Here is a 14,265-nt window from a genome sequence, read left to right as displayed (position 1 = left end):
GTGAGGCGCGAACGCCTCACTCATCGTCCTCCGCATCCAGGAGTTCCATATTGAGGCCGAGGCCCCGAACTTCTTTGACGAGAACGTTGAACGATTCCGGCACGCCGGCTTCGAAGTTGTCCTCGCCCTTGACGATCGACTCGTAGACCTTGGTACGGCCTGCGACGTCATCCGACTTCACGGTCAGCATTTCCTGCAGGGTGTAGGCGGCGCCATAGGCTTCAAGAGCCCAGACTTCCATTTCCCCGAAGCGCTGGCCGCCGAACTGCGCCTTACCACCGAGCGGCTGCTGGGTGACGAGCGAGTACGGTCCGGTCGAACGAGCGTGGATCTTGTCGTCGACGAGGTGGTGCAGTTTCAGAAGATACTTCACACCAACGGTCACGGGACGCGCGAACTGCTCGCCGGTGCGGCCGTCGAAGAGGATCGACTGACCGGACTCGTCGAGACCGGCTCGCTTGAGCGCGTCGTTGACGTCGCCTTCCTTGGCACCGTCGAAGACGGGCGTTGCGATCGGAACACCGTGAGTGACGTTACCCGCCATCTCGACAAGCATGTCTTCGTCCTGATCGGCAAAGCCTTCTTCATAGACCTCGGGACCGTATGCGATCTTGAGTGCATCACGAACCGGAGTGAGATCGCCCGAACGACGGTATTCTTCCAGCGCATCACCGATCTGGGCACCCAGACCACGCGACGCCCAACCCATATGGGTTTCAAGGATCTGACCGACGTTCATACGCGAGGGCACGCCGAGCGGGTTCAGAACGAAGTCAACCGGCGTACCGTCGGCAAGGAACGGCATGTCTTCCATCGGTACAACCTTGGAAATAACACCCTTGTTCCCGTGACGACCCGCCATCTTGTCGCCCGGCTGAAGCTTGCGCTTCACGGCAACAAAGACTTTGACCATCTTCATGACGCCCGGAGGAAGATCGTCGCCACGGCGGACTTTTTCGACCTTGTCTTCGAAACGTGCATCAAGGGCGCGCTTCTGGATCTCGTACTGCTCGTTGAGGGCTTCGACGATTTTCGCATCGTCTTCGTCCTTGAGAGCAAGCTGCCACCACTGACCACGGCTCAGTTCACCCAGAACTTCGTCGGTAACAATGGTGCCGGCCTTGAGACCTTTGGGGCCCTTAACAACTTCTTTGCCCATGATCATGGTCTTGAGACGGGCATAGATGTTGCGGTCGAGGATCGCGAGCTCGTCGTCGCGGTCGCGCGACAGACGCTCTACTTCTTCACGCTCGATCTGGAGCGCACGTTCGTCCTTTTCGACGCCGTGACGGTTGAAGACGCGAACTTCTACGATGGTGCCGAAGTCACCCGGCGGCAGACGGAGCGAGGTGTCGCGAACGTCCGATGCCTTTTCACCGAAGATGGCGCGGAGGAGTTTCTCTTCCGGCGTCATCGGGCTTTCGCCCTTGGGCGTGATCTTACCAACGAGAATGTCGCCCGGCCCTACCTCGGCACCGATGTAAACGATGCCGGCCTCGTCGAGGTTGCGCAGCGCTTCTTCACCGACGTTCGGGATATCGCGAGTGATTTCTTCCGGCCCGAGCTTGGTGTCACGGGCGGCGACTTCGAATTCCTCGATGTGGATCGAGGTGAAGACGTCGTCGCGCACGATACGCTCGGAGATCAGGATGGAGTCTTCGTAGTTATAACCGTTCCAAGGCATGAACGCGACGATGACGTTCTTACCGAGTGCGAGTTCGCCCATATCGGTCGAGGGACCATCGGCGATGACTTCGCCTTTGCCGACGGTGTCACCCACCTTCACCAGCGGGCGCTGGTTGATACAGGTGTTCTGGTTCGAACGCTGGAACTTGCGCAGACGATAGATGTCAACGCCGGGATCGCCGACTTCGAGATCTTCAGTCGCGCGCACAACGATACGGGTTGCATCGACCTGGTCGATGATACCGGCACGCTTTGCCATGATCGCAGCGCCCGAGTCGCGTGCCACAACGCCTTCGATACCGGTGCCGACGAGCGGCGCGGTCGCTTGGAGAAGCGGAACAGCCTGACGTTGCATGTTCGAGCCCATAAGAGCGCGGTTAGCGTCGTCGTTCTCAAGGAACGGGATAAGCGATGCTGCGACCGAAACAAGCTGCTTCGGCGAGACGTCGATGAGGTCGACCGACTCGCGCGGAGCGAGGGTGTATTCACCCGACTGACGCGTCGAGACGAACTCGTTCACAAAGTTGCCGCCCTCGTCGAGGGTAGCGTTGGCCTGAGCCACAGTGTGACGCATCTCTTCGGTGGCCGACATATAGGACACTTCATCCGTGACCTTACCGTCGATAACCTTGCGATACGGGGTTTCGATAAAGCCGTATTTGTTCACGCGCGCAAAAGTAGCGAGCGAGTTGATCAGACCGATGTTCGGACCTTCCGGCGTCTCGATCGGGCACATACGGCCATAGTGGGTCGGGTGAACGTCGCGGACTTCGAAGCCTGCGCGCTCGCGGGTCAGACCGCCCGGCCCGAGAGCCGAAAGACGACGCTTGTGCGTGACTTCGGAAAGCGGGTTGGTTTGGTCCATGAACTGCGAAAGCTGCGACGAACCGAAGAATTCGCGCACAGCGGCAGCAGCCGGCTTTGCGTTGATCAGATCCTGCGGCATCACGGTGTCGATCTCGACCGAGGACATACGCTCCTTGATCGCGCGCTCCATGCGCAGAAGACCGACGCGATACTGGTTTTCCATCAGTTCGCCGACAGAGCGGACACGACGGTTGCCGAGGTGGTCGATGTCGTCCACTTCGCCTTTGCCGTCGCGAAGCTCGACCAGTGCCTTGATGCAAGCCACGATGTCTTCGTTACGCAGGGTGCGCTGGGTATCGGCGGCATCGAGGTCAAGACGCATGTTCATCTTGACGCGACCAACAGCCGAAAGGTCATAGCGCTCGCTGTCGAAGAACAGGCTATCGAACAGGGTCGATGCTGCTTCAACCGTCGGCGGTTCACCCGGACGCATAACGCGATAGATATCCATGAGCGCGCCTTCGCGGTTCATGTTCTTGTCCGACGCCATGGTGCTGCGGATGTAGGGACCGACGTTGATGTTGTCGATGTCGAGAACCGGGATATCCGTTACGCCCGCATCCATAAGCTCTTTGATCGAGCCGCCGATGAGGGTGCCGTCCTTGTCCATCTCGACCGTGAGTTCGTCACCCGCTTCGACATAGATCGCGCCGTTCTCTTCGTTGATGATGTCCTGGGCGACATACTTGCCAACAATGTGATTGAACGGAACGAGAAGCGATTTGACCTTACCTTCGTCGATCAGCTTCTTGACAGCACGAGGCGTGACCTTCTCGCCGGCCTTGGCGATAACTTCGCCGGTCGCTGCATCAACAAGATCATAGGTCGGGCGCGTGCCACGAACGCGCTCGGGGAAGAACTTGGTGACCCAGGAGTTCGACTTTTTGTCGAGGCTGAAGTTCACAGTCTCGTAGTAGGCATTCATGATGCCTTCCTGATCCATGCCGAGAGCATAGAGCAGCGTCGTAACCGGCAGTTTGCGGCGACGGTCGATACGAGCGAACACGAGGTCCTTGGCGTCGAATTCGAAGTCGAGCCACGATCCGCGGTACGGAATGATACGGCAAGCGAACAGGAGCTTGCCCGACGAATGGGTCTTGCCCTTGTCGTGGTCGAAGAACACGCCCGGCGAGCGGTGCATCTGGGACACGATCACGCGCTCGGTGCCGTTGACGATGAACGTGCCGTTCGGCGTCATCAGGGGCATGTCGCCCATGAACACGTCTTGTTCCTTGATGTCTTTGACCGAACGTGCGCCGGTGTCCTCGTCGACATCGAACACGATGAGACGCAGGGTCACCTTGAGCGGCGCGCTATAGGTCAAGTCGCGCTGCATACATTCTTCGACGTCGAATTTCGGCTTTTCAAGCTCGTATTTCACAAACTCGAGCACTGCGGTTTCGTTGAAATCCTTGATCGGGAAAACCGATTGGAAAACACCCTTGATACCTTCGCCGTCAAGCGGCTGCTCTGCATCGCCGGAACGCAGGAAGAGGTCATAAGACGACTTCTGGACCTCGATGAGGTTCGGCATTTCAAGGACTTCACGGATTTTACCGTAATACTTGCGCAAGCGTTTCTGGCCTAGGAAGGACTGAGCCATATGCGTCATCACCTTTCAATCTCTGCAGGTCCAAGTCGCCGGGGCCGCGACATGAAACCCTTCTGAGAGGGGCGTTCCGGTCTATTCTTGGTTCCCTTCCCAAGGGGAACCGCCCGACCTTTGGAACCTACCCAAGGAGAAAGCAATGAATGCTTCCCGCTAAGACAGGTTCGGCTGGACCCGCAAATCGCGAGTCCAGCCTTGAAACCCGAGGCTCGATGAGCCCCAAGCAACGCAATTAGGCCAGTTCGACCGTTGCGCCAGCAGCTTCGAGCTTTGCCTTGATGTCGTCGGCTTCAGCTTTCGAAACGCCTTCTTTGATCTTGCCGCCGGCCTCAACGAGGTCCTTGGCTTCTTTGAGGCCCAGGCCGGTGATGGCGCGGACTTCTTTGATCACGTTGATTTTGCCTGCGCCTGCATCCTTGAGAACGACGTCGAATTCGGTCTTCTCTTCTGCAGCAGCACCAGCTTCAGCAGCCGGGCCAGCAACCATTACAGCGCCGCCAGCAGCGGGCTCGATACCATACTCGTCCTTGAGGATGGTTTTCAGTTCTTGTGCTTCGAGAAGGGTCAGACCTACGATCTCTTCAGCAAGTTTCTTCAGATCAGCCATTTTATGCTTTCCGTTCGTTTGATGTGTGTCCTAACGTCAGGGCTAGGCCCCGATGAGACATTCGAGTTGCTTAGGCAGCTTTCTCTTCGATGGTCGAGAGAATGCTTGCGATGTTCGAGGCAGGCGCGCCAATGGCACCAGCGATGTTCGAGGCAGGCGCACCGATGCACGATACGATCTGAGCGATGAGCTCTTCACGCGACGGCATTTGTGCGACGGCTTTGACACCGGCCGGATCCAGAGCCGAGTCACCCATAGCACCGCCGAGGATAACGAGCTTGTCGTTACCTTTGGCGAACTTATCCATGACCTTGGCCGCAGCCACAGGGTCTTCGGAATAGGAGAGCACGGTCATGCCCGTCAGGTAGGAAGCGATGCTTGCACAGGGCTTACCTTCGAGGGCGATTTTGGCGAGCTTGTTCTTGGCTACGCGTACAGCACCACCCGCATCACGCATTTGTGCGCGAAGGTCCTGCATTTCAGCAACTGTCATGCCTTCGTAGTGGGCAACCACTACGACGCCAGAGCTTTCAAAGATTTGGCCGAGTTCTTCGACCAGTTTCTCTTTCTGTGCTCTATCCACAGTTTTACTCCAAGTTTGGAAGGGTCTCCCCTTCCGGCTCATTTCCGCCAGCACAGACGTGCCAGCACGAAGTCCGTTACGGGGTAGCGCCAAAATCACCCGAGGTCACCCCGGGAGAAACTTGTCTCTTTCCCGTCTCAGGCAGGAATTATTGAGGCTCTTGCATCGCATGCGCGATAGCTCCAGACACTCAACCCGCCATCTTGGACGAAACACAAAGCAGCGCACGACGAATCGCACGCTGATTGCAAGGGATCATTTATCTGGGAAGCCACAAGCACGCAAGAACCGATTGCGGAAAACGGTCCGCTCGCGTGAATGTGTTTGAATGAGCATGCCATAAGGTCGCGCATTTGACAACGAAATCACACGGGACACCCAAGAAAGGTCCAAAAACAAAAGCGGGCCCCGAGAGGCCCGCTTCGTTCTCACCCTTGCGAGTTAAGACTTAGTTGCCGGTTGCGGAAGCAACGTCAACCGAAACGCCTGGGCCCATAGTGGAGCTGAGCGCTACTTTTTTCATATAGGTGCCCTTTGCACCGGCGGGCTTGGCTTTCTGGACTGCGTCGATGAAAGCAAGCAGGTTTTCTTCGAGCTTGGCAGCGTCGAAAGAAGCCTTGCCGATACCAGCGTGGACAACACCGGCCTTTTCGACCTTGAACTGGACCTGACCGCCTTTAGCAGCTTCTACAGCTTCTTTAACGTCTACGGTCACAGTGCCGATCTTGGGGTTCGGCATGAGGTTACGGGGGCCGAGAACCTTACCCAGACGGCCGACGATCGGCATCATGTCCGGGGTCGCGATGCAACGATCGAAGTCGATCTTGCCCGACTGGATGGTCTCCATCAGGTCTTCTGCACCAACGATGTCTGCGCCAGCAGCTTTTGCTTCGTCGGCCTTGTCGCCACGAGCGAAAACAGCAACGCGAACAGTCTTACCCGTGCCGTTCGGCAGGTTGACAGTGCCACGAACCATCTGGTCTGCGTGACGGGGGTCAACACCGAGGCAAACCGCAACTTCGACGGTTTCGTCGAATTTGGCGGATGCGTTGGCTTTGACAAGAGCGACTGCTTCGTTGACCGAAACGTTCTCTTTGCCTTCGAATGCAGCGCGAGCTGCGGTAATACGCTTACCTGCTTTAGCCATCTTACTTTACCTCGATGCCCATGGAGCGAGCGGAGCCGAGGATGATTTGCATCGCAGCTTCGATCGAGTTGGCGTTGAGGTCCTTCATCTTGGCCTCGGCGATTTCCTTAACCTGAGCAACGGTCACGGAACCTGCAGTCTCTTTACCGGGCTTCTTGGCGCCCGACTGGAGCTTTGCAGCTTTCTTCAAGTAGTAAGAAGCCGGCGGCGTCTTGATCTCGAAGGTGAACGACTTGTCCTGGTAGTAGGTAATCACGGTCGGGCAAGGAGCCCCGACTTCCATGTCCGCGGTCTTCGCGTTGAAAGCCTTGGTGAATTCCATGATGTTGATGCCGCGCTGACCGAGTGCAGGGCCGACGGGCGGGGAGGGGTTTGCTTTACCTGCAGGAACCTGCAGCTTCAGCGTTCCCATTACTTTCTTGGCCATAGGGCCTCTCCTTTTTCCAACTCCCGACACACGCGAGTGCCGAGACTTTTGTTGTGTGGTCCGATTTGCAAGGCGCGCCCGACAAACCTCCCACGCTTACACCACTCAGGCCCCTTTGGTGACCTGCGTGTATTCCAGTTCGACCGGGGTAGCCCGACCGAAGATCGAAACGGTGACCTTGAGACGCTGGTTGTCTTCGTCGACCTCTTCGACCATGCCATCGAAGCCCTCGAACGGACCATCGTTGACTTTGACCTTTTCGCCGATCTCGAACGAAATCAGCTGACGCGGCGCCTCTTGACCTTCTTCGACACGACCAAGGATTGCCTGAACTTCTGCATCGCGCATCGGCATCGGACGACCCTGCGGGCCGAGGAAGCCGGTCACGCGGTTGATCGAGTTCACAAGATGATAGCCCTCATCCGACATTTCCATGTGAACAAGAACATAGCCCGGCATGAAGCGACGCTCGGCCGAAACTTTCTTGCCGCGACGGACTTCGATCACTTCTTCGGTGGGAACAAGCACTTCGTCGATTTGCTCTTCGAGTCCTTGCTCAGCCACTTTGGTGCGAATCTGTTCCGCGATCTTCTTTTCGAAGTTCGAAAGAACACTCACCGAATACCAACGCTTGGCCATCTTTTTCGATACCTCGTCGCACTCGACCACACGGGCCGAAAATTCCAATTTCATCGGCACTTAGCCGACAGTGTCCTGAAAAAGAAAATCGGCGCGCAACTCGATTCGCCGCACGCCTTTTCAGGAATTTGGTGGCACATACCCCTCTATCCCAATGGATTCAAGGGTCTTAGGCCACTTTTCCCCCGCCTTGAGCAGAGGCGCTTTCGACCTTAGGAGCCGAAATACGTCAGCACGCCCTGAAGACCGCCGCGAATGAGCAGGTCGACAAGCGAGAAAAACAGCGCAAGCAAGACAGTCATGAAGAAAATCATGACGGTCGTCAGGACAACTTCGCGACGGGTCGGCCAGACGACCTTGCCGATTTCGGCGCGAGCTTGCTGAAAGAATTGGACTGGGTTGGTCCGGGCCATAGTAGCTACCTCTCAAGTATCCGTGGCGAGATACGAAACAAATGCGGGCTTTTCAAGCCTAGCTCGTGACTTGATCGCGCAAGCGGTTCGGAAGCTCGACAAGTTGGATCCCGTTCTTCTCGCGGATTTCGTCTATTTGGGTGCCATACCAAGCCGCCGCAGCTTCCGACACCTCTTTAGAAAACAGACGGAATTTGGGGTATGCGTCCGAAACAGGGTATTTCTTGCGGGCCTCCGCAGCGATGTCGCCTTTTCGTCCTGCGGCGTGCCACTCAAGGATTTGGTCGAGCGCAGCCGACGAGAGCCCCTGATGCACGCGATCCGTCTTAACCTCGAGCCTGCGCGCGAATCCCCACCCCATCATCGGCCGCGTCAGTGGTCGCAACAAAAGTTGATAGGCCTCATACTGCCACACAAAGAGCCCGTCGTGATCGGGGGTGGCGTTGATCCGGTCCAAGAGCTCTACCCAGTCGACCTCTTCGATCGGATTGCGCCGACGAAAGCTCTCGGGAGAAAGAAAGGTGCCCGCCAGAAGCGCTTGGCTATAGGCGGATTGAAGGAAGGCATCAGGACGCCGGATCGAAAAGAAAAGTCGCAGCGGCACATTCGGGAGCCGTTCCCGAAAGGCCAAGAGCCGCGGGCCCGCTTCGGCGTAGAGCGGCAAAGAGACATGCCCTTTTCCATCATGCAGCGGGCCGATGAAATTCTCCTCGGAGAAGACCACATGGTGAGCGCCTTTGGCGAGAAAGGCCAACTGTTCTTCTGGAGTGCGTTTGTTGAGCTCTCGGGCACGCTCATGGATGCCGAACATCTTTTCAAGAGTGCGCTCGCGGAACCTGAGATATTCGGGACCGTAGAACCGAACGCCGCCTGCGATCAACATTTCCCGATTGTGACGCATTGTCGATTGAAAATGCGTAGTGGCCGTCTTGTGCGGCCCGATATGAAGGGAAATTTTAATATCTTCCGCCAATAATTCCAACCTCTTCGGTGGCTGCGGATCACATATTGAAATGGCAGGGGCAGCAGGGTTCGAACCCGCGACCTACGGTTTTGGAGACCGTCGCTCTACCAGCTGAGCTATACCCCTAAGGCCGAGCCATGGGTTACAAAAGCGCCGAAACCTTTGCAAGACGGAAAAGTCATTTCGCTGCGGAATTCTTTTTAAATTCCAAAAAGCAAAAGGGCCGCCTCTTGGCGACCCTTTCGATTTGGCGTGAAGGTGTCGATTACTCGACGATCTTCGATACAACGCCTGCGCCTACGGTGCGGCCGCCTTCGCGGATAGCGAAGCGAAGACCGTCTTCCATAGCGATCGGTGCGATCAGCTCAACGTTGAACTTGAGGTTGTCGCCCGGCATCACCATCTCGGTGCCTTCCGGCAGGATTACCGTGCCGGTGACGTCGGTGGTGCGGAAGTAGAACTGCGGACGGTAGTTCGCGAAGAACGGGGTGTGACGACCGCCTTCTTCCTTGGTGAGGATGTAGGCCTCAGCTTCGAACTTGGTGTGCGGCTTGACCGAACCGGGCTTGCAGAGAACCTGGCCACGCTCAACGCCGTCACGGTCAACACCGCGAAGCAGCGCGCCGATGTTGTCGCCGGCTTCACCGCGGTCAAGCAGCTTGCGGAACATTTCAACGCCGGTACAGGTCGTGGTCTTGGTGTCGCGGATACCAACGATTTCGATCGAGTCGCCAACGTTGATCACGCCGCGCTCAACACGACCGGTCACAACAGTACCACGGCCCGAGATCGAGAACACGTCTTCGATCGGCATCAGGAACGGCAGGTCAACTGCACGTGCCGGGGTCGGGATGTAGCTGTCGACAGCTTCCATCAGAGCGCGGATCGAGCTCTCGCCGATCTCGGGATCACGGCCTTCCATAGCGGCAAGTGCCGAACCCTTGACGATCGGAATATCGTCACCGGGGTAGTCGTAGGACGACAGAAGTTCACGGATTTCCATTTCGACGAGCTCGAGGAGTTCCTCGTCGTCAACCTGGTCAACCTTGTTCATGTAAACGACCATGTAGGGGATGCCTACCTGACGGCCGAGAAGGATGTGCTCGCGGGTCTGCGGCATCGGGCCGTCAGCTGCGTTCACAACGAGGATCGCGCCGTCCATCTGCGCAGCACCCGTGATCATGTTCTTAACATAGTCAGCGTGGCCGGGGCAGTCGACGTGGGCGTAGTGACGGCCTTCGGTCTCGTACTCGACGTGTGCGGTCGAAATCGTGATGCCGCGAGCTTTCTCTTCCGGTGCGCCGTCGATCTGGTCGTATGCGCGGAAGTCACCAAAGTACTTGGTGATTGCAGCGGTCAGAGTGGTCTTGCCGTGGTCAACGTGGCCAATCGTGCCGATGTTGACGTGCGGTTTGGAACGTTCAAACTTTTCCTTAGCCATTTCGCAGGCGCCTCATGCATTCGGGGGCCACTTTTGGCCCGTTTCAAAACATCGCGGGCGATGTATTGGCATTTCCCTCGGAAATCAAGCGTCAGTTGGCTGTTTCTTCGGTATTTGCTGTTGCCTGTCGATCCAGCGGGTTGCCGACGATGATCGTATCGTCTTCGGGGAGCACTTCATTTTCACCGCCGAACCACTCGGCGTTTTCGCGCATCACCCGCTCGATCGCCTTGGCCGCGTTGAAAGCAAGACCTTCAAGCTGCTGCTCTCGGCTCTTGGTCAGGCCCGATCCGACCAAGGGGATCGAACAGCAGGGCTCGAAAACGGTAAGCTGGATCGGCTCGGGATTGAGTTGTTTCTGGGTGGCGTCTTCAAAGAAAACGACTGTGAACATCAAAACGGACTGGGGCGCATACACGACGGGAATGCCGGGCTGCGCCAGAACATAGGCCTGAACCGTTGTGCCGATGTGGAAATAGGCGTTTCCATCGAACCGCTGGCTGCCCAGACGGTCATCCACCGCCTGCTTGATCGCCTCTTTCCATTCCTCGTTGGACGCTTCTCGCGAGAAAGGACCTTTTTGGGGTTCTTTCGAGACAACAATGTTGTGACCCAAAAGAAAGTTTCCAAGCGGCTTGGGGGCCTTGGCGAGGTCGTCCCGGAACCCGCCGCAGGCCGTCAGCGCAGCAAGGGAAAGGATGGCAACAGCTGTCTTGAACATGAAACGTCCTCAAATAAGATGAATACCATCGTTAAAAGACCGAAGGGCGGCACGCAACCGCTGCCGCCCTTGAATCAGGATGTGAACTTGTTGTCGCGCGGAAATCCGCGTGGGGCCATTCGTCCGGTCCCCGCCCGTTTGCCCAACCACTCTTCAAGCTGGGTTTCGGTTCGGGTGCGCCCCGCCGGATCGAGCCAGCTCAAGCCATCGGCCAAGTTGAACGTCGTGGCGTCGGAAAGACCGCCGTCCTTGTATTTCTGGAGACGGACGCCCTTGCCCCTGTTCATTTCAGGAAGCTCAGCGATATCGAAAACGAGCACTTTGCGGTTCTCGCCGACGACAGCGACATGATCACCCACGACGGGTTTTACGACCTGTGTCACAACGCCGTCTTTGACATTCAGGACCTGTTTACCGGTCCGTGTCTGGGCAAGGACTTCTTCTTCGGCAACAAGGAAACCATCCCCCGCAGAAGAGGCGACAAGCAGCTTGCGTCCTGCCCGATGGGCAAAGATGTCGACGATCTCGGCCTCGTTCGGCAGGTCGATCATAAGGCGGAGAGGTTCGCCCATACCGCGCCCACCCGGAAGGCTCGCTGCGCTAAGCGTGTAGAAACGCCCGTTTGCCCCGACCACAATAAGGCGATCGGTGGTTTCGGCATGGAACATAAAGCGCGGGCCGTCGCCATCCTTGAATTTGACATCGGCATCAAGCGCCTGATGACCCTTCATCGCGCGAATCCAGCCCATGGTCGAACAGATCACGGTGATGGGTTCGCGCTCGATCATCGCTTCAAGCGGAACCTCTTCAACCTCGGCTGCGTCGGCAAAAGCACTGCGACGCGCACCGCCCACAGAATCGCGGCCGAACTGTTTGCGTGTTTCGCGGAGTTGTTCGGAAATACGCGCCCACTGGAGACCTTCGTCGGTCAAGAGATCCTGAAGACCGGCGCGTTCCTCCATGAGGGCATCGCGCTCGCGGACAAGCTCCATCTCTTCGAGACGCCGCAAAGATCGCAGGCGCATGTTGAGGATGGCTTCGGCCTGAACTTCGGACAGGGTGAGTTCCGCGTCTTCGGCAGCGCCGATAAGCGGAGAAACATAATCCTTTTCCGATGTGGCGCGGGCGTGGTCTTTACCCCAATTCTCGATCATCAAGGCGCGCTTGGGATCGTCGTCATAGCGGATGATATCAATCACGCGGTCCAGATTGAGGAAGGCGATGATAAGACCTTCGAGAACCTCGAGACGATGATCGATCTTTTCCATGCGGTGCTCGGACCGACGGATAAGAACATCACGGCGATGGTCGAGAAAGGCTCGCAAAACCTCTTTCATCGAGCAGACCTTGGGCGTCACGCCGTCGATCAGCACGTTCATGTTGAGGCTGAACCGCACTTCGAGATCGGAGTTTCGGAACAGCATCCCCATGAGCATATCGGGTTCGACCGTGCGTGCGCGAGGCTCGAGGATGATACGAACATCCTCGGCGCTTTCGTCACGCACGTCGGCAAGAAGCGGGACCTTTTTGGTCTGGATGACCTCGGCCAGCTTTTCGATCAGCTTGGATTTTTGCACCTGATAGGGAATTTCGGTGACCACGACCTGCCACTGCCCGCGACCGAGATCCTCGACCTCCCATTTGGCACGAAGACGGAACGAGCCACGTCCTGTGCGATAGGCTTCGGCAATGTTTTCCTTGGGTTCGACGATCACGCCGCCCGTCGGAAAGTCGGGACCGGGGACATATTGCAAAAGCGTCTCGTCCCGCGCATCGGGCGCTTTGATCAGATGCAGACAGGCGTCGATCAACTCGTGGATGTTGTGCGGCGGAATATTGGTCGCCATCCCGACCGCGATCCCGCTTGCGCCGTTCGCCAAGAGGTTCGGAAAAGCGGCAGGAAGAACAACAGGCTCTTCAAGCGTGCCGTCATAGTTCGGACGAAAATCGACTGCGTTCTCGTTGAGACCTTCGAGCAAGGCCTCGGCCGCGGCGGTCATGCGCGCTTCGGTGTAGCGGCTCGCTGCGGGGTTGTCTCCGTCGATATTGCCAAAGTTTCCTTGGCCATCGACGAGAGGGTAACGCACGTTGAAGTCCTGCGCGAGGCGGGCCATCGCATCATAAATCGCGGCATCACCATGCGGGTGATAGTTGCCCATGACGTCGCCGCTGATCTTGGCGGACTTGCGAAAGCCCCCCGTCGAGGCAAGACGCAGTTCGCGCATCGCATAAAGAATGCGGCGATGCACGGGCTTGAGCCCATCGCGGGCGTCGGGAAGCGCACGGTGCATGATCGTCGAAAGCGCATAGGTCAGATAGCGCTCGCCAATCGCACGCCGAAGCGTTTCGGTCAGATTTTGGCTGCTCTCGCCGGATTCAGTATCGGAAATATCACTCATATTTCGGGTTTAGCGACAACCTGCCCGACGATCCAGTGGGATTTGAGGAGAACCGTTTTCAACACGGTCTGTTCGCGGATCGCCCCAAAACAAAAAGCACATGACATCGCGAGCCCAAAGGTCCATGGAGCCCAAATTCGAATGCAATTTATAAGCGAATCGTATTAACCTTGGATTGAATGCACATGGGGGTGTGTCATGAAGTCGTATATTTGGGTCACATTTGGTTTCCTCGCTTTGGCGTTTTACCAACTTTCGGGCGGCGCGGCGTTCGAACCCGAGACGCGTGTAACCAACCCGACAAGGGTCGCCTTCGGGCCGAGCGTCGCGAAACGTTCGTCCGATGTTGCGCCTGTTGCGACCCGCACGGTTACAGACACCCTGACGGTCGCTCCCGTCATCGTCACTGCAACCGACTCGATCCAAGCCAGTGTGATCGCGGCCTCGTTGACCGATGCGCCCGCCGCTGCACCGAAGAGTGCGGCCGAGGCTCTCGCGCTCCTCGCATCCCAAGACAGCACGAGCAAGCTTGACGGGAGCCTCGTTTCGCCGAGCGCAGATATTCGTACCGTCGCCGGCTCTCGGGTCAATATGCGTCAGGGTCCGAGCACGCGATACGGTGTCGTCACGACCTTGACCCAAGGCACAGAGGCAGAAGTGCTGGAAACGACAAACGGTTGGGCGCGCATCCGCGTGGTGGAAACAGGCAAGATGGGCTGGATGGCGGAAAGTTTGCTTCGCGAGGCAAATGGTTGAGCTTGC

General features: G+C 57.4%; 12 protein-coding genes and 1 tRNA gene. 1 reads left to right on the top strand and 12 read right to left on the bottom strand.

Annotated features, from left to right (window positions below; translation table 11 throughout):
• Positions 1-16: 16 nt before the first annotated feature.
• The 12 genes from rpoB to QQG91_RS01065 all read right to left on the bottom strand — a co-directional run bounded on the left by rpoB (position 17) and on the right by QQG91_RS01065 (position 13,503).
• A complete protein-coding gene (gene rpoB, locus QQG91_RS01120) occupies positions 17-4,156 on the bottom strand; it encodes a DNA-directed RNA polymerase subunit beta (RefSeq protein WP_285772297.1) in 4,140 nt (1,379 codons plus the stop codon).
• Between the two features lie 238 nt (positions 4,157-4,394).
• The gene (gene rplL / locus QQG91_RS01115) at positions 4,395-4,769 is read right to left on the bottom strand and encodes a 50S ribosomal protein L7/L12 (RefSeq protein WP_285771148.1); all 375 of its coding nucleotides are present in this window, start codon (positions 4,767-4,769) and stop codon (positions 4,395-4,397) included.
• Between the two features lie 70 nt (positions 4,770-4,839).
• On the bottom strand, positions 4,840-5,352 hold the full coding sequence (rplJ, locus tag QQG91_RS01110; RefSeq protein WP_285771147.1) for a 50S ribosomal protein L10: 513 nt from the start codon (positions 5,350-5,352) through the stop codon (positions 4,840-4,842).
• A gap of 448 nt (positions 5,353-5,800) precedes the next feature.
• Entirely contained in the window at positions 5,801-6,499 is a 699-nt protein-coding gene (rplA, locus tag QQG91_RS01105) for a 50S ribosomal protein L1 (protein ID WP_285771146.1), read from the bottom strand.
• 1 nt (position 6,500) lies between these two features.
• Positions 6,501-6,926 carry a 50S ribosomal protein L11 gene (rplK, locus tag QQG91_RS01100; RefSeq protein ID WP_285771145.1) on the bottom strand — a complete coding sequence of 142 codons (426 nt, stop codon included), beginning with the start codon at positions 6,924-6,926 and terminating at the stop codon, positions 6,501-6,503.
• A 105-nt stretch (positions 6,927-7,031) separates the two neighbouring features.
• Positions 7,032-7,565, bottom strand: coding sequence for a transcription termination/antitermination protein NusG (gene nusG, locus QQG91_RS01095; protein ID WP_285772296.1), 534 nt, complete (start codon positions 7,563-7,565; stop codon positions 7,032-7,034).
• Between the two features lie 212 nt (positions 7,566-7,777).
• Positions 7,778-7,978, bottom strand: a complete 201-nt coding sequence (gene secE / locus QQG91_RS01090) for a preprotein translocase subunit SecE (protein WP_285771144.1) — start codon at positions 7,976-7,978, stop codon at positions 7,778-7,780.
• A 58-nt stretch (positions 7,979-8,036) separates the two neighbouring features.
• Positions 8,037-8,879 (bottom strand): hypothetical protein, encoded by an 843-nt coding sequence (locus QQG91_RS01085; protein ID WP_285771143.1) that lies wholly within the window; start codon positions 8,877-8,879, stop codon positions 8,037-8,039.
• 113 nt (positions 8,880-8,992) lie between these two features.
• Positions 8,993-9,068: transfer RNA gene (locus QQG91_RS01080), tRNA-Trp, on the bottom strand.
• A gap of 139 nt (positions 9,069-9,207) precedes the next feature.
• Positions 9,208-10,383 carry an elongation factor Tu gene (gene tuf, locus QQG91_RS01075; RefSeq protein ID WP_285771142.1) on the bottom strand — a complete coding sequence of 392 codons (1,176 nt, stop codon included), beginning with the start codon at positions 10,381-10,383 and terminating at the stop codon, positions 9,208-9,210.
• A 91-nt stretch (positions 10,384-10,474) separates the two neighbouring features.
• The gene (locus QQG91_RS01070) at positions 10,475-11,104 is read right to left on the bottom strand and encodes a hypothetical protein (RefSeq protein WP_285771141.1); all 630 of its coding nucleotides are present in this window, start codon (positions 11,102-11,104) and stop codon (positions 10,475-10,477) included.
• Between the two features lie 74 nt (positions 11,105-11,178).
• Positions 11,179-13,503, bottom strand: a complete 2,325-nt coding sequence (locus tag QQG91_RS01065; protein WP_285771140.1) for a DNA topoisomerase IV subunit A — start codon at positions 13,501-13,503, stop codon at positions 11,179-11,181.
• A 198-nt stretch (positions 13,504-13,701) separates the two neighbouring features.
• Here QQG91_RS01065 and QQG91_RS01060 point away from each other — a divergent pair, with 198 nt between their 5' ends.
• Positions 13,702-14,259, top strand: coding sequence for an SH3 domain-containing protein (locus tag QQG91_RS01060; protein WP_285771139.1), 558 nt, complete (start codon positions 13,702-13,704; stop codon positions 14,257-14,259).
• Positions 14,260-14,265 lie beyond the last annotated feature (6 nt).

Source organism: Marivivens sp. LCG002 (assembly GCF_030264275.1).
GTDB lineage: Bacteria > Pseudomonadota > Alphaproteobacteria > Rhodobacterales > Rhodobacteraceae > Marivivens.
This window is presented reverse-complemented; position numbering and strand designations above follow the sequence as displayed.

What these genes read in the sequence shown, in the direction of transcription:
- tuf (WP_285771142.1), bottom strand. Translation starts at nt 10,383, where the DNA reads ATGGCTAAGGAAAAGTTTGAACGTTCCAAACCGCACGTCAACATCGGC.
- rpoB (WP_285772297.1), bottom strand. Translation starts at nt 4,156, where the DNA reads ATGGCTCAGTCCTTCCTAGGCCAGAAACGCTTGCGCAAGTATTACGGT.
- secE (WP_285771144.1), bottom strand. Translation starts at nt 7,978, where the DNA reads ATGGCCCGGACCAACCCAGTCCAATTCTTTCAGCAAGCTCGCGCCGAA.
- QQG91_RS01060 (WP_285771139.1), top strand. Translation starts at nt 13,702, where the DNA reads ATGAAGTCGTATATTTGGGTCACATTTGGTTTCCTCGCTTTGGCGTTT.
- rplA (WP_285771146.1), bottom strand. Translation starts at nt 6,499, where the DNA reads ATGGCTAAAGCAGGTAAGCGTATTACCGCAGCTCGCGCTGCATTCGAA.
- QQG91_RS01070 (WP_285771141.1), bottom strand. Translation starts at nt 11,104, where the DNA reads ATGTTCAAGACAGCTGTTGCCATCCTTTCCCTTGCTGCGCTGACGGCC.
- nusG (WP_285772296.1), bottom strand. Translation starts at nt 7,565, where the DNA reads ATGGCCAAGCGTTGGTATTCGGTGAGTGTTCTTTCGAACTTCGAAAAG.
- QQG91_RS01065 (WP_285771140.1), bottom strand. Translation starts at nt 13,503, where the DNA reads ATGAGTGATATTTCCGATACTGAATCCGGCGAGAGCAGCCAAAATCTG.
- rplL (WP_285771148.1), bottom strand. Translation starts at nt 4,769, where the DNA reads ATGGCTGATCTGAAGAAACTTGCTGAAGAGATCGTAGGTCTGACCCTT.
- rplK (WP_285771145.1), bottom strand. Translation starts at nt 6,926, where the DNA reads ATGGCCAAGAAAGTAATGGGAACGCTGAAGCTGCAGGTTCCTGCAGGT.
- QQG91_RS01085 (WP_285771143.1), bottom strand. Translation starts at nt 8,879, where the DNA reads ATGCGTCACAATCGGGAAATGTTGATCGCAGGCGGCGTTCGGTTCTAC.